The organism is Leptospira licerasiae serovar Varillal str. VAR 010, from assembly GCF_000244755.1.
GTDB lineage: Bacteria > Spirochaetota > Leptospiria > Leptospirales > Leptospiraceae > Leptospira_B > Leptospira_B licerasiae.
The window spans coordinates 1,229,305-1,244,896 of the sequence record NZ_AHOO02000005.1 but is presented as its reverse complement, the minus strand read 5'-3'; the positions used below and the strand labels follow the sequence as shown (position 1 = coordinate 1,244,896).

Here is a 15,592-nt window from a genome sequence, read left to right as displayed (position 1 = left end):
AATCAGTTCGTTCCCTTAGCAGCCTTTTTAGCGGAAGCATTCGCTTTTGCTAAAGCTTGCGTCTTACGAGTAGCTCTTGAATAACGTCTGGCCTTAGTAGAACCAGGCTTCGCAGCTAACTCTCTGTTTCTTTGGATAGTAAGAAGGCGCGCGATCTTTTTCTTCGCGTTAGTGATCACCTTCGGGTTCTCCAAAGAACGAGCCACTCCGTATTGGAAACGTGCTGTACGAATGATCTTACGAGCATCTTCCAATTGTGCTAAAATTTCTGCGTCTTTCAACTCTGCGAGTTTGATCTTTTTCACAGCGTAGACCTCTTCACAAATTCAGTTTGAACAGGCAGTTTATAAGCAGCCAGATCCAAAGCTTTTTTAGCGGTTGCTTCATCGATACCGCTCATTTCGAATAAAACTCTACCAGGTCTGATCTCTGCGATCCAGAACTCAGGGTTACCTTTACCTTTACCCATACGAGTTTCCGCTGGTTTTTTGGTAATAGGTAGATGAGGGAAGATCCTAATCCAAAGTTTCCCGCCTCTTTTTACCTGACGGTTGATAGTGATCCTTGCCGCTTCGATCTGTCTTGCAGTCAAACGTCCGGAAGTAACAGCTTTCAAACCGAACTCTCCGAAGGACACTTTGGAACCACGCTCGTCGTTTCCTTTCAAGCGGCCCCTTTGTCTTTTTCTGAACTTAACTCTTTTAGGTGATAACATCGTTTTTTACCTTTGGATCATCAGAGACGATCAGTTGGTCCTTCTTTTAACGGCGTATTTATCTTCTTCGGATTCTTCTTTATTGTTGATGAAGTCTCCGGTATAAGTCCAAACCTTCACTCCGATTTGTCCGAAAGTGGTGCTGGCTTCACGGAATCCTAGATCGATTTTCGCTCTAAGTGTATGAAGAGGAATTCTTCCTTCACGATAACCTTCGCGACGAGCCATATCCGCTCCGTTCAAACGACCGGAGATCAGGATCTTAATTCCTTCTACTCCACCTCTCATAGCACGACGAAGTTCTTGTTTCATCACACGACGGAACGGTTGACGCTCTTGGATCTGGATCGCGATGGACTCAGCGATACATTGCGCAATAGTCTCAGGCTTCTTAACTTCTATAATGTTAAGATTAAGAGGTTTTTCGGTCATAGTCTTAAGGACTTTTTTAACGGCTTCGATATTCGCTCCGTTCTTACCGATTACCACACCAGGCTTAGCAGTGTGAAGGTTAACGTTGATCTTCTCAGGGAAACGCTCCACTACAACTTTTACAACGCCTGCTTCTTTAAAACGGCCTTGGATAAATCTACGAATTCTAATATCTTCGTGAAGATTCTTTTTATAATCTCCTTGAGAGAACCAAATGGAATCCCATCCGCGGGTAATTCCGATACGAAGTCCTATTGGGTTAACTTTCTGTCCCATGATTTCCCCTATTAATCCGAGATTACCACAGTTACGTGGCTGGTTCTCTTACGGATCCTTGCAGCTCTACCGCGAGCGCGAGGACGGAAGCGTTTAAGGATTGGGCCTTCGTCCACCAGGATCTTTTTAATGAACATTTTGCCTGGATCAGCGTTATCACTTTTTACAACTGCGTTTGCAGAAGCAGATTTGATAAGTTTGAAGATAGGCTCGATCGCTCTCTTGTTCGTATATTTCAGAATATCCAGAGCTTCTGCAACTTCGTAGCCACGGATCTCATCCGCTACAAGACGAAGTTTACGAGGGGACATTCTGACAAATCTTGCGATTGCTACGGCTTCCATTACTTCTTAGCCGCCTTTTTATCAGTGTTTCCATGACCACGATAAGTACGAGTTGGAGCAAATTCTCCCAACTTGTGCCCTACCATGTTGTCATTGATGAAAACAGGGATAAATTTGTTTCCGTTATGAACCATGATTGTGTGACCGATCATGTCCGGGAAAATCGTACTTCTACGAGACCAGGTTTTAAACGGTTTCTTTTGGTTTTCAGAGTTCAGCTTGATCACCTTGCTCATGAGGTGACTGTCGATGAACGGACCTTTTTTAGAAGATCTCATGATGATTACCTGCTCCTATTTCCCTTTCTCTTCTGGATGATAAACTTGTCAGAAGGTTTAGCCCTGCGACGAGTTTTGTATCCTTTGGTTGGAATACCCCAAGGAGTCACTGGGTGACGACCTCCGGAAGTACGTCCCTCACCACCACCATGTGGGTGATCAACCGGGTTCATTACGACCCCTCTGACCTTAGGACGTTTACCCAACCATCTGTTTCTACCGGCTTTACCGATGGAAACGAGGTTATGATCTCTATTGCTGCAAATTCCTACCGTAGCGTAGCAGTTCTGGTGAACTTTACGAACTTCGGAGCTCGGAAGTTTGAGAAGAACGTATTCTCCGTCTCTACCTGCGATAGTAGCGAAGGATCCTGCAGTTCTTGCGATCTGCCCGCCTCTTCCGATCTTCAATTCCACGTTATGCACGTTAGTGCCTGGAGGAATTTTTCCGAGTGGAAGTGCGTTTCCGACTTTGATTTCAGCTCCTTCTCCATTGGAAACTTTGTCCCCAACTTTCAATCCTTCTGCATTCAGGATGTAAGCATATTCTCCGTCAGAATAACTAACGAGAGAAATGAATGCGGAACGATATGGATCGTATTCTACTGTTTTAACAGTAGCTGGGATCCCGGTCTTACGACGTTTGAAGTCGATGATACGATATTTGCGTTTTACTCTTCCGCCTTTTCTGCGAACCGCAATTTTACCGCCTTCTCCACGACCCGCTTTGTAATTTAAGCTGATCGTTAAAGGACGATACGGTTCCGTTTCGGTGATTTCCTCGAAAGTTAATACCGATTTAAAACGGCTGGCGGAAGTAACGGGTTTAAACTTTTTAATTCCCATTTCTTATGCTTCCTTTCCGAAGTCGATGCTCGCTCCGTCTTGGAAAGTCACGATTGCTTTTTTCCAATGAGCTTTTGGAGCGGGTAGATGACGGAATCTTTTTACTTTTCCGCGATACACTTGAATGTTTACGGAAGAAGGTACTACGTTGTAAATTTTGCGAAAAGCTTCCTTCACTAGAGTTTTATTTGCTCTAGGATGGATTTCCACAGTGTATTTTACGGTTCTTTTACCGGCTTTTTCACCGATAGTCTCCAGGTCTTGGGACTTTTCAGTGATGATCGGAGATAAGATCACTTCATTCAGATTCATTTTCCTTCTCCGTAATGCTTGAGGATTTCTCCCAAAGCGCCTTCGGTAATTACAAGATTTCTATTATATAGAATGTCTCTCACCGCAATACGTTTGGAGTTGATGTATTTTACTGTAGGAATATTGCGAACTGACTTTTTAAGGAAGTCGTTCTCTCCGCCTACTAAGAATCCGATCACTCCGGTGTTCTTTAATCCGATATTATTGAATAAAGTAGAGAACGCTTTAGTGCTAAATTCTTTCGGATCCAGATCTTCTACTACTTTAATGACCGCGTCTTGAGCTTTCTTATTCAAAACGGAAAGAACCGCTCTGCGTTTCACTTTCGGAGAAACGTTGTAAGAATAATCTCTCTTGCGAGGTCCGTGAACAGTACCACCGCCCACCCATTGAGGAGCACGGATAGAACCCTGACGAGCTCTACCGGTTCCTTTTTGGGACCAAGGCTTTTTACCACCCCCGGAAACTTCCGAGCGGGTCTTGGTATGATGATTCCCGGAGCGAAGGTTAGCATTCTCCGCTTTGATGGCGTCGTAAATCGCGCCACTGCTGTATCTGGATTCGAACAACGCTGCAGGAAGTTCGATTTCCGAGAGCAGTTTTCCTTCTTTTGAGTACTTCTGTGCTTTCATGACTAACCGCGGTCTTTATATCTTCTCAATAGTGATGATGGAGTTTGCAGGTCCCGGAACTGATCCGCTTACAAAAACCAAATTTTCTGCTTCGTGAATACGAACCACTTTTAGGTTCAATACTGTCTTTGTATCGAAGCCCATACGGCCCGGTAATTTACGACCTTTGAATACTCTTCCCGGAGTGGTGTTGGATCCCATGGATCCTGGGTGTCTATGAAAACGAGAACCGTGAGCGCCTGGTCCACCATGGTGTCCGTATCTTTTGATAACACCTTGGAAACCTTTACCTTTGCTAGTTCCTGTAACTTTCACAGTGTCGGAAACCGCAAACACGTCTTGTGCTTTTAACTCAGCTCCGGCAGCCGGCTCTTCGCCGAAATTCCGGAATTCCTTCAACACTCTCTTAGGAGTTAGTCCAGCTTTTGCCAAATGTTTAACTTCTGATTTGGTCAGGTGTTTTTCTTTATCATCCTGATAAGCTAACTGAATCGCGTCGTAACCGTCCGTAGCTACGGACTTGACTTGGGAAACTGCGCAGGGACCTACCTCTAAGACGGTTACAGGAATAATGTTTCCTTGCTCGTCGAAGATTTGGGACATCCCTATCTTTTTACCGATTAATCCCTTTGCCATTTCTTCTTCCCTTAGGATTTAATATCCACTGAAACACCTGCAGGGAGTTGTAGCTTCATCAGAGCCTCAACTGTGTCTTCGTTGGTGTCCAGAATGTCTATGAGCCTTTTGTGAGTTTTCATCTCAAACTGCTCTCTTGATTTTTTATTTACGTGTGGAGAACGGAGGACTGTGTATATTTCCTTCTTCGTTGGAAGAGGAATCGGACCGGAGACAGTAGCTCCGGTCCTTTTGGCAGTCGCAACGATCTCGTAAGTTGATTGGTCGATCAACTTATGATCGAAAGCTTTAAGCTTTACTCTGATCTTTTGGCCAGCCATTACCTTTCTCTTACTCGGTGATCTCAGCCACTACGCCAGAACCGATAGTCTTTCCACCTTCGCGGATCGCGAATTTAAGACCTTTGTCCATAGCGATCGGGTGAATCAACTCGATGCTCATCGTAACGTTGTCACCAGGCATTACCATTTCCATACCGTTAGGCAGGTTACAAACGCCAGTGATGTCGGTAGTTCTAAAATAGAACTGTGGACGGTAGTTATTGAAGAATGGAGTGTGACGTCCACCTTCGTCCTTAGTAAGAACGTAAACTTCCGCGTTGAATTTTTTGTGAGGAGTGATTGATCCAGGCTTAGCAAGGACTTGTCCTCTCTCGATGTCCTCTTTTTTAGTTCCACGAAGAAGAGCACCGATATTGTCTCCAGCTTCTGCAGAATCTAAAAGTTTACGGAACATTTCGATACCGGTAACAACGGTTTTAGTAGTAGGACGGATACCAACGATCTCAACTTCGTCGTTGATTTTCAAGGTTCCTTGCTCTACTCTTCCAGTTGCAACAGTTCCACGACCAGTGATAGAGAATACGTCCTCTACTGGCATTAGGAAAGGTTTGTCGGTAATACGTTTTGGATTTGGAACGTAAGTGTCCAGAGCTTCCATCAATTTAACGATAGATTGAGTTCCAAGCTCAGATTCGTCTCCTTCGAGAGCCTTAAGAGCGGATCCGTAAACGATAGGGGTATCGTCGCCAGGGAAGCTGTATTTGTTAAGAAGGTCGCGAACGTCCATCTCAACCATTTGGATCATCTCTTCGCGTTCGTCCGCAGCAAGCATGTCCGCTTTGTTGATGAATACGATGATGTAAGGAACACCTACCTGACGAGCGAGCAGGATATGCTCTTTCGTTTGAGGCATTGGTCCGTCAGTTGCAGAAACAACTAGGATCGCAGCGTCCATCTGAGCAGCACCGGTGATCATGTTTTTAACATAGTCAGCGTGACCTGGGCAGTCTACGTGAGCATAGTGGCGATTCGCAGTCTCGTACTCTTGGTGAGAAGTAGCGATGGTGATTCCACGAGCTTTTTCCTCAGGTGCGTTATCAATTTGGTCGTAAGCTACGGCTTTGTTTTTTCCACCCAATACTTTTGCAAGCGTAGTGGTGATTGCTGCCGTTAGCGTGGTTTTTCCATGGTCAACGTGTCCGATTGTACCAACGTTTAAGTGTGGTTTGGACCTGTCGAATTTCTCCTTAGCCATAGCGTTTTTAACTCCTTACTTTATTAACAAATCTGAATTCAGACTTGTTTGTTAAAACAATACAGAATGGTTATCAAAGTCAAAAAGGGTGTCCAAAGACAGGACGCCCCTTCCCTGTGCCATATTTCTAAGGACACCGCTAAAGCCAAGCAAGTTTTGCGCAGAAGCGCTTGCCTGGATCAAATGGCGCCCTTCGGTCACCTCAGTGACCTTACGAATCTTCGCGTCCCTCTTAGCCAAACTGGCCAATATATCTCCGAGATATTGATTCGGCGTAAGAATCTCCAACTCGGAAAGGGGACCAATGAAATCCGAATGATCCGGAATTATGTCCTTTAAACCTTTGATGACAGCTACTTTGATCAGGGAAGAAAGATCGAAAGACTTTGTCTCACTTGGAGGCTCGTAACTCTCGACGATCATCTGTAGACCGAGAACTTCTTCTCCGTCTACTCCCCGGGCGGTGACTTCCGTAAATGCGGATGAAATCGCCTCTTTGATTGGATCAGCTAGCTGAACATTAAACCGCACTCCCTTGGAAAAGTTGTGAGAACTTTCCAAGGACGCGAGCACCTGACCGCTCGAGATCTTTTGATCGAACGCGGTATGCTGAAATGCGACCTTTTGAACCAAATTTTTCCATAGAGCAAATCTTGCAACCTTGATTCCGCTTGTTTGAAATCTTTTCCGAAAAGACTCCTTTAAACGAGAAAGAGAGATCTCTAGATGTAATTCACCGGTACCTGATAAACGAAATTGTCCGGTCTCGGAAAGAATGTCCACACTCACCGCTTCGTCCAGCCAAGCCAGATCTTGCAAGCGCTCCCAAAGCTCTTGTCGATCTTCTTCTTTTTCAGGTTCTATCAAGATCTGAAATTGTTTTCTGACGGGAGAGAGCAGTGTTTTGACCTCACCTTCTGCATTATGTCTAGAAAGTATCTCCCCAGGCACCCAATCTAAAAGAGAAGTCGTTGCAAGCAGTTCTCCGGATCCCGCTTTAGAAACTTCTTCATAGTCTCTTGCGGAAATTTGGTATAAGTTCTCTATCTTATGTCTTGTTTGCCCATGTATAAAGATGTCCCCAACTTTGATTGGAGCCAATGCCTGAAAATGAAGAAGTTTCCCTAGTTCAGGATGGATCTCTCTTTTGAAAGCTACTCCAATTTGTTCTTGGGAAGAAGCTATCGCAGGCTTCCCCTGAGAGAGGACCTCCAAAAAAGAAAGTAGTTCTTTTACTCCGAGACCTTGGAGTGCGGAACCCCCGAGCACAGGGAAAATTTTGCCTTCCCAAAATCCTTTTACCAACCCTTTAAGTGCAAGCTTAGGAAGAAGTTTATGATCCTTGAGATATTCTTCCGAAAGTCCATGATCCCATTCGATGAGCGCTAGAAACTCAGACTCCTTTCCTTCTCCACTTAGCACCGGAATGGACCCGTCTTCCTTGAATAGAAGGACCGGTTCTTTCCCTAACGCAACTTCCAAGTCCACTAGAGGGGAAAGTATATCCGCACCAGGACGATCCAGTTTATTTAGAAAAAATAATATTGGTTTTTGTGACTTTCTTAACGCTTCCACATTCTGGAAGGTTTGGGACTTTAATCCTTCAAAGGAATCGATGAGAACTAAGCCGAAATCGGAAACAAGCAAAGAGGCATTTGCCTGGGATTGAAAATCCAAATGCCCAGGATTATCCACGAATTGTAGAATGACCCTAGGCTTTTCAGGATTGGGATATGGGATCCTTGCAACCGTAGATTGGATAGAGATCCCTCTTTCTATCTCCTCGGGAAGATAGTCGGATTCGGTGGTACCTTCCTCTATTCTTCCCGGCGCTGAAATTTTGCCGGTCTCGAATAAGATCCTTTCTAAGAGTGTGGTTTTACCCGCATCGATATGCGCAAATATCCCTGGATTTAAAAATGGTAGATTCATTATCGGCCGATCGAAAGTCCATTCGTTCGTCGATGAACATGTAAGTCAATTCTCAAAGCTCATGTGGATATAAGTCAGACAGACTACTCAGATATTTTTAATAGCCTGCGATGATCGCACCCATGACGGACATTACAAGGAAAGAGCATCCACATTCGAATAACCAAAGACCGAGTTTTCTTCCCATCCAGATCACTTCCATAGAACTGGAAGTTACTACAAAACCGATCCAAAGCCAAAGTGCACACACCACTCCTCTCCAAATGCCCTCTCCTGCTAAATAAGGAGAAGGCATGGCGAACAAATAAATGACTGCTATCACGTAAGCGGTCACAAAGTTTGCGACTAAGTTCCAAAATAGATTCGGGAGCATATCGGAGAACTTTTCATTTCCTGTGGGTACGATATTCGCGAGCCTCATCCAAACTTTGCCGAGGATGGGTCCGTGCAAAAGAAAACCTAAAACCATAGCGGCAAGGGTGGCCAACAACACTGAAATTAAATTGATCGGTAACATATTATTATCCAATAGATTTTTCCGCCGCATACTATTTTGCAAGCGGATGCACTTCATTAACATACCAATTAGTATGTTACAAGAAAAATTTTTTCGTGAGTCCTTTTTTGTTGCCGAATTCGGGAAAATAGCTTAGTTAGTAGGAGAGATTACGTTTGAAACAAATGAAAAAAAAGGCAGTTAAAGAATCACCAAAAACCAGAGATCTGCAGAAAACCAGAGAGAAGATCTTATACACTGCCTTTCAGAAGTTCTTTCAATCGGGTTTTCAGGCCACAAGCATGGACGACCTAGTAAAGGAAACGGATCTGAGCAAGGGAGCATTTTACCATCAATTTCCTACCAAGTTCATTTTAGGTTATGCGGTGGTAGAAGAAGTTATCCGGCCTCTGATCCTAAATCGTTGGATCCGCCCTCTCCAGGATTACGATGATCCATTGCAAGGGATACTGGACCTGATGCAAAAACATATCTGCGATATTAAGCCCGATCTAATCCGTTATGGGTGCCCTTTAAATAATTTCATGCAGGAGATGTCGCCTGTGGACAAAGGATTTCAGACTCGGCTGAAATCGGCTCTTCAACTTTGGATACAAGAATTAGAAAAAGAATTGGTACGAGCGAAAGAGAACGGACTGATCCTGGAGAATATTAATACGCAGGAAGCCGCTTCCTTTATCGTGATGTTCCATGAAGGAGTCTACGGCTTCTTAAAAGGATCGGGTGACCGAAAATTATGCGGTCACTTTCTGAACATGATGAAGAATTATCTGCAATCGATCTCGACTGCAAAACGAAATTCAATCAGATAGATCTATTTTCGATCCTCTTGGTCCTACAAATCTCCGCATAACGAAGAGCGCTTAGGCGTGGTTTCCTTTTCATAGTAGTATAATCCACTTCTACCAGACCGAATCGAGGACCGTAACCGTCGTTCCATTCTAAATTATCCAAAAAGGACCAATGATAATAGCGCTCTACTTTTACGCCTTCATCCAGAAGTAGTTTGATCTGATAAAGATGGTCTACTATATATTTTTCTCTCTTTTCGTCTTTCTCATCCGGGATACCATTCTCCGTGATATATATCGGAAGTTTGTATCTATCCCAAGCACGGTGACAAACTTTGTAAAGACCTTCCGGATAAATTTCCCAGCCGAGATCATTCTTCTCCGCGTTTCCAATTTTAGGGTCCACCATTGGAGTTGCGAATAGATTTCCAGGATTATAACTTGCCTTGAATAGATGTCTGGAATAATAATTGATCCCTATAAAATCGCAAAAGATACCTTTTCCTTCCGGGTATCCGAATCCAATAGGAAAACAAAGTTTACCTTCTACAAAACCTTTCATTTGAATTTCGTGAAATAGATAATCACTCAAGAAACGGCCGAGCTTAGCGAGCGGATGAGAATTAAAAGGTTCGAATATAGCTAGATGATGAGCAAAACCTACTTTTGTTTCTCCTGCAAAACCTTTTTCTTTACGGATCTTGTGAATGAGTTTGTATGATCTCAAATGTGCGATCACTAGACGTTTAGTAACCTTCATATAGGCTGCTATATCTCCGTGGCTTCCGGGCGGATATTTTCCATCCATATAGCTATCGTTTGCGAATACGTTCGGTTCATTAATGGTGCACCATTCTGAAACCAGATCACCGAAACTTTTGACGGAGAAATCCGTGAATCGAATAAAGTCCTCTACTGCATTTTCAGAAAGCCATCCCCCTTTTTCCTGGAACCATTGAGGGCAAGAAAAATGATGAAGAGTTACGAGAGGTTTGATCCCTGCTTTGATAAGTCTTTTGAATTCGTCACGATAATGTTCCACTCCTTCTGCAGACCATTCTCCTTGTTTCGGTTCAATACGACTCCACTCAATACTCATACGATAACATTCTTGGTGAAGCTGAGAAAGAAGTTCTATATCTTCCACGTATCTGCGGTAATGATCCGCTCCAGTAATGGAAGATTCTCCATTTCCGACTTTTCCGATAAGAGACCATGCATACCAATTATTGTAGATGTCTCCACCCTCTATCTGAGTCGCTGCAGTTGCAGAACCCAATAAAAAATCCTTAGGAAGTTCGAAACTTTTAGACATGTTAATTCTCCTTCTATTCTCAGTGACCTTATTTCGTTTCTAGAGCAAGCACCAATAGATCAATTTGTGTTTGTACTAGTTCCATTCCATTCACTCCAAATTCGCTTGGGATCAAAGTTTCTCTAAGAGACACTCTCTGTCCGAGTCCCCAAAGAACTGTGGTGATCGTAGGAACTAGTATCGCTAAGGAAGAAGGGACTCTGAGACTTCCATCCGCTTCCCCCCTTTCTAAAATTTTTGTAATAAGTTTTTCAGTGAATAAGAACTCTGCGAATAAAGATTCTTCGGAAGAAACATCCAATTGAAAAGAACTACGCTCTCTGAATACAAAATCGAACTCCGCAGTAAAGCGAAGCATTGGTTTATGAGTTTCTAAATATTTCGCCAGAGTTTTGAGAAAGGAAACTAGCTCTTCCCTTCCTGAAAGATTGGAACTTCTAAGTTGTTCAAACGTTTGGAGCTGGAAATTGTTCCAAGGAGCTAAAAGTTTTCTGAGAACCTCGATACTCAGCGATTCTTTCGTATCGAAATAACGATACAGATTTCGCCTAGTACAGGCCGCCTTGGCAGCGATTTCTTCCATGGAAACATCCAGGAGCCCTTTGGCCAGAAACAGGGATTCCGCGGCTTCTAAGACAAGTTCTCTGGTCTGCTCTCTTGTTCCCACATTTCTTCTCTTTCAAATGTCACAATATGTGACATTTGTTTAATCAGTAAATCTAAAGAGTCAAGTCATTTGTGCGATTTTTCGCTCGATTCTACTTCTCCTGAGTTCATCTCTGAGAATGCTCTCCGTTTTCGCGCAGACAAATGAATAGTGTCATTTTCGGATCTCTTTTAAAAAAGTACTGTTAAGCTCCGAACGAAGCAATATTCTGTATTATATTCCCGAATCGAATGAACTGACCTTGAGTATATTATGAAATATTAATTTGTTCTTCATGGCTCTCAAGGTGGGAATTAGTTCCAAATGAAGCTATGAAACTTCAAAAGAACAAACTAATCATCGTATCGAACCGTCTCCCCGTTAATCTTACACTTCGTAAAGGTAAATACTCCTATCGAAAAAGTGCGGGAGGTCTTGCAACAGGGGTCTCTTCTTTTTTAGAAAAGTTAGGACCTGAGAATAAATTCGTTTGGGTAGGTTGGCCTGGAAGCATCGTTGCCGAAACGAAGATAGAAGAAGTAAACAAAACTCTCGAGCAAGGATTCGGGTATTTCCCCGTTTATCTTTCCGAATTAGAGATCAAACAGTTTTATTCCGGTTTCTGTAATCGCACCATCTGGCCTTTATTCCATTACTTTCCGAGTTATACGAATTACTCCCAGGAAGAATGGCAGTCTTACAAAGAGATCAATCGAAGATTCGCACAAAAAGTCCTCCAGATCTACGAAGCCGGAGATACCGTGTGGATACACGATTATCATCTTTTTCTTTTACCTTCCCTACTCAGGGAGATCGTTCCGGATATTAAGATCGGTTTTTTTCTACATATCCCGTTTCCTCATTTCGAAGTCTATAGGCTCTTACCGATGTCATGGAGAAAAGAACTCCTTTTAGGGATTTTAGGAAGCGATTTGGTCGGATTCCATACAAACGACTACACCCAGTATTTTTTAAGATCGGTTCTTAGAATATTAGGATTAGATAATCATTTCGGACTGATCAACCACGGAGACAGATTCATTAAAGTGGAAACTTTTCCGATGGGGATCGATTTCGAAAAGTTCAGGCAATTCTCTCTTACGAATTCTTGTGAAATTCTAAAACAAGAATTAGGAAGAGGGATCAAAGATAAAGAACTCTTACTGACTGTAGATAGACTGGATTATTCAAAGGGGATAGCAAAAAGGTTGGAGGCATTCCAATTATTCCTGGAAGAACATCCTGAATGGAAAGAAAAAGTAGTCCTGCTAATGATCATCGTCCCTTCCCGCTCGGAAGTGGAAGAATACGGTAAAATGAGAGAATCGATTGAGAGAATGGTGGGCAGGATCAACGGTCTTTACGCCACTATGGAATGGTCTCCGATCATTTACCGTTATAAATATTTTTCTTTCGAGGAGTTGGTCGCATTTTACGGGATTTCAGATGTAGCATTAGTCACACCTCTCCGCGACGGAATGAATTTGGTCGCAAAGGAATTTCTCGCCTCTAGACCAGATCTTTCCGGCGTACTTGTTTTATCCGAAATGACAGGAGCCGCAAAAGAATTAGGAGAAGCGATCCTCATCAATCCGAATAATCCCCAAGACGTAAGTGACGCAATCCTGGAAGCGCTCACAAGTTCTTTAGAAGAACAAATTGCACGGAACCTTCCAATGGTGGAACGTATCCGTAAATACGACGTGATAAAATGGGCTTCGGATTTTTTGACCCGCTTGGAAGAAACCAAAAAAAATGCCAAAGACCTTTCAGCAAAAATTATCGAAGGCAAGATCCAAGGTGAGATCCTGACTAGATTCAAGAATTCATCCAAAAGGGTTTTATTTTTAGACTATGACGGCACCTTAGTACCTTTTGCGAAGAACCCATCGGAAGCGATCCCGGAATTCAGACTAAGACATTTATTGTTACGTCTTTCCTCGGATCCCCAAAATACAGTGTGTATAGTCAGCGGAAGAGATAGGCATTGGCTGGATAAAACTCTTTCTGGCCTTGGATTAAGTTTTATCGCAGAACATGGCGTATGGTACAAAGTAAACGGGGATTGGAAATTATTCAGAGAACTATCCTCCGGCTGGAAATCGGATCTTTATCCTATATTGGAGGAATACTGTAGACGCCTTCCCGGAACATTTATCGAAGAGAAAGAATTTTCCCTAGCTTGGCATTATCGCGGAGCGGAAAACGACACAGCGGATCCTATGTCCCGGGAACTTTTGAACGATCTAGTCAACTATACGGGAAATTTAGATGTACAAGTCCTAAAAGGAAATAAGGTGATCGAAGTAAAATGTTCCGGAGTTAATAAAGGAATTTCTTCTAAACAGATCGCCGCTGAAATTTCCGCAGATTTTATCTTAGCAGTGGGAGACGATTGGACCGACGAGGATATGTTCCGTGAACTTCCCAAGTATACGTATTCTATAAAGGTAGGGATCGGTCCTACGGAAGCGCGTTACTATCTCAGGTCCTCCGAGCAGGTCTTAAATTTAATCGAATCATTAGTTAAACCTATTCCGGGAGATGAAAATTTTGGATAAACATACTTATTCCTCCGGGATTATCGGGAATTGTTCCTTTTTGGCTTATATCTCCAAGAATACGGAAGTAGAATGGTTGTGCTGGCCTAAGTTCGACTCTTCCTTTATTTTCGGATCTCTTTTAGATCGGGACAAAGGTGGCTCCTTTCGTATCATTCCGGAAGATCGAGACGCAATCTTCGAACAAAAATACGAGGAAAATACGAATATCATCCGAACTAAAGTGACTTGTCATGACGGTACTTTTTTAGTTACGGATTTCGCTCCAAGATTTTTCGAAGGAGAAATGCATTATAAACCTTTAATATTCCTGCGGAAAATCGAGCCGATAGAAGACTCTCCGAAAATAAATGTCGTTTGCGATCCGAGAGACTCTTACGGTAGTTTTCTGCCTAAGGCAAGTATAGCAAGCAACCATATCCTATTTTCAGGTTTGGGATCCGATCTTCGCCTAACAACGAATATATCTCTCCATTATGTTCTTCAAAATACTTCGTTTGTTTTAAACGAAACAAAATATCTGGTTCTAAGTTACGGAGATCATCTCGAAAATCCGTCGGAAAGAAAGGTCCAGGATTTATTGGATCGGACCAGAGAATATTGGAGAAATTGGGTAAAGCACTGTTCTATAGGGGAATTCCAGCAGGAAGCAGTCATTCGCTCCGCTTTAGCTCTCAAACTCCACCAATTCCAGGATACGGGAGCGATTATCGCCTCAGGAACTACAAGTCTTCCCGAATCTCCATCTAGTGGTAGGAATTGGGACTATAGGTATTGTTGGATCAGGGACGCTTACTATACTTTGAGTGCGTTAAACGGCATTGGACATTTTGAGGAGATGGAGCATTACTCTCATTTTTTGGAGAATATCGCCTCGACTAAAAGAGAAAGAATACAACCATTATTTTCTATTTTAGGAGAGGAAATTCTGGAGGAGAAGATCTTAGATCTAGACGGTTATCTCGGGAATAAACCGGTTCGTATAGGCAATCAAGCATTCACCCATATTCAAAACGATGTTTATGGACAGATCCTACTTTCTATTATGCCTTTATATCTGGACGCAAGATTTCATAAAAAAAGTAAATCTTCCTCCGGAGAGTCCATATTAAATCTTCTTAAACATATCGAAAGAACGATGGATGAACCGGATGCAGGATTATGGGAATTCAGGAACCTCCAGCAGAAACATTGTTATACTTTTTTATTCCATTGGGCGGGAAGCTCAGCGGCGGAAAAGATCGGAGAAAAATTAAACGACCGGGAAATATGCGATTTAGCAGTTTTCTTAAAGGAAAGATCCGCTCTAAATATCGAAGCATGTTACGATAAAAAAAGAGGTGTTTATACGCAAGCGGAAGGCTCTGAACATTTGGATGCCAGTTTATTACAACTAATTAGCTTGGGTTATCTGAAAGAAGATCCGGAAAAAGCGAATCGACACTTGGCCGTTCTGGAATCGGAATTAAAAACTAAAGAAGGATTATTTTTTCGTTATAAACATAACGACGATTTCGGAGCTCCTAAAACGGCTTTTCTTGTTTGCGCGTTCTGGTATGTGGATGCATTAGCCTGCGTGGGAAGGTTGGAAGAGGCTAAAGAATATTTTTTAAATCTTCTGAATTATACCAATCATCTGGGGCTTTTTTCGGAAGACGTGGATCCGGCAAACGGGTCTCAATGGGGAAATTTTCCCCAAGCCTACAGTCACGTGGGATTAATGAATTCCGCGTTCAGGATCTCCAGAAAAATGGACATACCTTTATTTTTATGTCCATAAGATCCGGGTTGAAACTTTTTTACTGTAAAAATAGCAAGTATCGG

At 42.8% G+C, this 15,592-nt stretch carries 18 protein-coding genes; 3 read left to right on the top strand and 15 right to left on the bottom strand.

The window, feature by feature from the left end; genetic code table 11:
- Positions 1-2 precede the first annotated feature (2 nt).
- The 13 genes from rpmC to LEP1GSC185_RS06270 form a co-directional block, all read right to left on the bottom strand.
- Positions 3-305 (bottom strand): 50S ribosomal protein L29, encoded by a 303-nt coding sequence (gene rpmC, locus LEP1GSC185_RS06330; RefSeq protein WP_008595762.1) that lies wholly within the window; start codon positions 303-305, stop codon positions 3-5.
- Positions 302-715: a 50S ribosomal protein L16 gene (gene rplP / locus LEP1GSC185_RS06325; RefSeq protein WP_008593851.1), complete on the bottom strand. Its 414-nt coding sequence runs from the start codon at positions 713-715 to the stop codon at positions 302-304. Before rplP ends, rpmC begins: the two co-directional genes overlap by 4 nt.
- 30 nt (positions 716-745) lie before the next feature.
- Positions 746-1,423 (bottom strand): 30S ribosomal protein S3, encoded by a 678-nt coding sequence (rpsC, locus tag LEP1GSC185_RS06320; RefSeq protein WP_008594250.1) that lies wholly within the window; start codon positions 1,421-1,423, stop codon positions 746-748.
- An 11-nt stretch (positions 1,424-1,434) separates the two neighbouring features.
- On the bottom strand, positions 1,435-1,767 hold the full coding sequence (rplV, locus tag LEP1GSC185_RS06315) for a 50S ribosomal protein L22 (protein ID WP_008593579.1): 333 nt from the start codon (positions 1,765-1,767) through the stop codon (positions 1,435-1,437).
- Positions 1,767-2,048 (bottom strand): 30S ribosomal protein S19, encoded by a 282-nt coding sequence (rpsS, locus tag LEP1GSC185_RS06310; RefSeq protein WP_024863921.1) that lies wholly within the window; start codon positions 2,046-2,048, stop codon positions 1,767-1,769. The genes rplV and rpsS overlap by 1 nt, the downstream gene beginning before the upstream one ends.
- Positions 2,049-2,050: 2 nt before the next feature.
- On the bottom strand, positions 2,051-2,890 hold the full coding sequence (gene rplB / locus LEP1GSC185_RS06305) for a 50S ribosomal protein L2 (RefSeq protein WP_008595708.1): 840 nt from the start codon (positions 2,888-2,890) through the stop codon (positions 2,051-2,053).
- A 3-nt stretch (positions 2,891-2,893) separates the two neighbouring features.
- Entirely contained in the window at positions 2,894-3,202 is a 309-nt protein-coding gene (locus tag LEP1GSC185_RS06300) for a 50S ribosomal protein L23 (RefSeq protein ID WP_008594677.1), read from the bottom strand.
- A complete protein-coding gene (gene rplD / locus LEP1GSC185_RS06295) occupies positions 3,199-3,834 on the bottom strand; it encodes a 50S ribosomal protein L4 (protein ID WP_008595270.1) in 636 nt (211 codons plus the stop codon). Before rplD ends, LEP1GSC185_RS06300 begins: the two co-directional genes overlap by 4 nt.
- A gap of 15 nt (positions 3,835-3,849) precedes the next feature.
- Entirely contained in the window at positions 3,850-4,470 is a 621-nt protein-coding gene (gene rplC / locus LEP1GSC185_RS06290) for a 50S ribosomal protein L3 (protein ID WP_008593769.1), read from the bottom strand.
- Between the two features lie 11 nt (positions 4,471-4,481).
- Entirely contained in the window at positions 4,482-4,790 is a 309-nt protein-coding gene (rpsJ, locus tag LEP1GSC185_RS06285) for a 30S ribosomal protein S10 (protein ID WP_008593919.1), read from the bottom strand.
- 10 nt (positions 4,791-4,800) lie between these two features.
- A complete protein-coding gene (tuf, locus tag LEP1GSC185_RS06280) occupies positions 4,801-6,006 on the bottom strand; it encodes an elongation factor Tu (protein WP_008594996.1) in 1,206 nt (401 codons plus the stop codon).
- Positions 6,007-6,057: 51 nt separating this feature from the next.
- Positions 6,058-7,938, bottom strand: a complete 1,881-nt coding sequence (locus tag LEP1GSC185_RS06275) for an elongation factor G-like protein (RefSeq protein WP_008593565.1) — start codon at positions 7,936-7,938, stop codon at positions 6,058-6,060.
- Positions 7,939-8,035: 97 nt separating this feature from the next.
- Complete coding sequence (locus LEP1GSC185_RS06270) at positions 8,036-8,455, bottom strand: DUF1761 domain-containing protein (RefSeq protein WP_008594854.1); 420 nt, start codon at positions 8,453-8,455, stop codon at positions 8,036-8,038.
- Between the two features lie 164 nt (positions 8,456-8,619).
- On the opposite strand from LEP1GSC185_RS06270, the gene LEP1GSC185_RS06265 reads away from it, so the two are divergent.
- A complete protein-coding gene (locus LEP1GSC185_RS06265) occupies positions 8,620-9,267 on the top strand; it encodes a TetR/AcrR family transcriptional regulator (protein ID WP_010513650.1) in 648 nt (215 codons plus the stop codon).
- On the opposite strand, the gene LEP1GSC185_RS06260 is transcribed toward LEP1GSC185_RS06265, so the two are convergent.
- Positions 9,260-10,561, bottom strand: coding sequence for a glycoside hydrolase family 1 protein (locus LEP1GSC185_RS06260; RefSeq protein ID WP_008595746.1), 1,302 nt, complete (start codon positions 10,559-10,561; stop codon positions 9,260-9,262). The two genes, LEP1GSC185_RS06265 and LEP1GSC185_RS06260, sit on opposite strands and share 8 nt — an antisense overlap.
- A gap of 28 nt (positions 10,562-10,589) precedes the next feature.
- Positions 10,590-11,228, bottom strand: coding sequence for a TetR/AcrR family transcriptional regulator (locus LEP1GSC185_RS06255; protein ID WP_008595433.1), 639 nt, complete (start codon positions 11,226-11,228; stop codon positions 10,590-10,592).
- A gap of 311 nt (positions 11,229-11,539) precedes the next feature.
- On the opposite strand from LEP1GSC185_RS06255, the gene LEP1GSC185_RS06250 reads away from it, so the two are divergent.
- On the top strand, positions 11,540-13,768 hold the full coding sequence (locus LEP1GSC185_RS06250; protein WP_008594417.1) for a bifunctional alpha,alpha-trehalose-phosphate synthase (UDP-forming)/trehalose-phosphatase: 2,229 nt from the start codon (positions 11,540-11,542) through the stop codon (positions 13,766-13,768).
- Complete coding sequence (locus tag LEP1GSC185_RS06245) at positions 13,752-15,548, top strand: glycoside hydrolase family 15 protein (protein ID WP_010513652.1); 1,797 nt, start codon at positions 13,752-13,754, stop codon at positions 15,546-15,548. Before LEP1GSC185_RS06250 ends, LEP1GSC185_RS06245 begins: the two co-directional genes overlap by 17 nt.
- Positions 15,549-15,592 lie beyond the last annotated feature (44 nt).

Coding starts and splice junctions, on each gene's coding strand:
- LEP1GSC185_RS06250 (WP_008594417.1), top strand. CDS start 11,540: ATGAAACTTCAAAAGAACAAACTAATCATCGTATCGAACCGTCTCCCC.
- rplV (WP_008593579.1), bottom strand. CDS start 1,767: ATGGAAGCCGTAGCAATCGCAAGATTTGTCAGAATGTCCCCTCGTAAA.
- rplC (WP_008593769.1), bottom strand. CDS start 4,470: ATGGCAAAGGGATTAATCGGTAAAAAGATAGGGATGTCCCAAATCTTC.
- rpsC (WP_008594250.1), bottom strand. CDS start 1,423: ATGGGACAGAAAGTTAACCCAATAGGACTTCGTATCGGAATTACCCGC.
- rpsJ (WP_008593919.1), bottom strand. CDS start 4,790: ATGGCTGGCCAAAAGATCAGAGTAAAGCTTAAAGCTTTCGATCATAAG.
- LEP1GSC185_RS06270 (WP_008594854.1), bottom strand. CDS start 8,455: ATGTTACCGATCAATTTAATTTCAGTGTTGTTGGCCACCCTTGCCGCT.
- rplP (WP_008593851.1), bottom strand. CDS start 715: ATGTTATCACCTAAAAGAGTTAAGTTCAGAAAAAGACAAAGGGGCCGC.
- rplD (WP_008595270.1), bottom strand. CDS start 3,834: ATGAAAGCACAGAAGTACTCAAAAGAAGGAAAACTGCTCTCGGAAATC.
- LEP1GSC185_RS06260 (WP_008595746.1), bottom strand. CDS start 10,561: ATGTCTAAAAGTTTCGAACTTCCTAAGGATTTTTTATTGGGTTCTGCA.
- LEP1GSC185_RS06245 (WP_010513652.1), top strand. CDS start 13,752: ATGAAAATTTTGGATAAACATACTTATTCCTCCGGGATTATCGGGAAT.
- LEP1GSC185_RS06300 (WP_008594677.1), bottom strand. CDS start 3,202: ATGAATCTGAATGAAGTGATCTTATCTCCGATCATCACTGAAAAGTCC.
- LEP1GSC185_RS06265 (WP_010513650.1), top strand. CDS start 8,620: ATGAAAAAAAAGGCAGTTAAAGAATCACCAAAAACCAGAGATCTGCAG.
- rplB (WP_008595708.1), bottom strand. CDS start 2,890: ATGGGAATTAAAAAGTTTAAACCCGTTACTTCCGCCAGCCGTTTTAAA.
- LEP1GSC185_RS06275 (WP_008593565.1), bottom strand. CDS start 7,938: ATGAATCTACCATTTTTAAATCCAGGGATATTTGCGCATATCGATGCG.
- tuf (WP_008594996.1), bottom strand. CDS start 6,006: ATGGCTAAGGAGAAATTCGACAGGTCCAAACCACACTTAAACGTTGGT.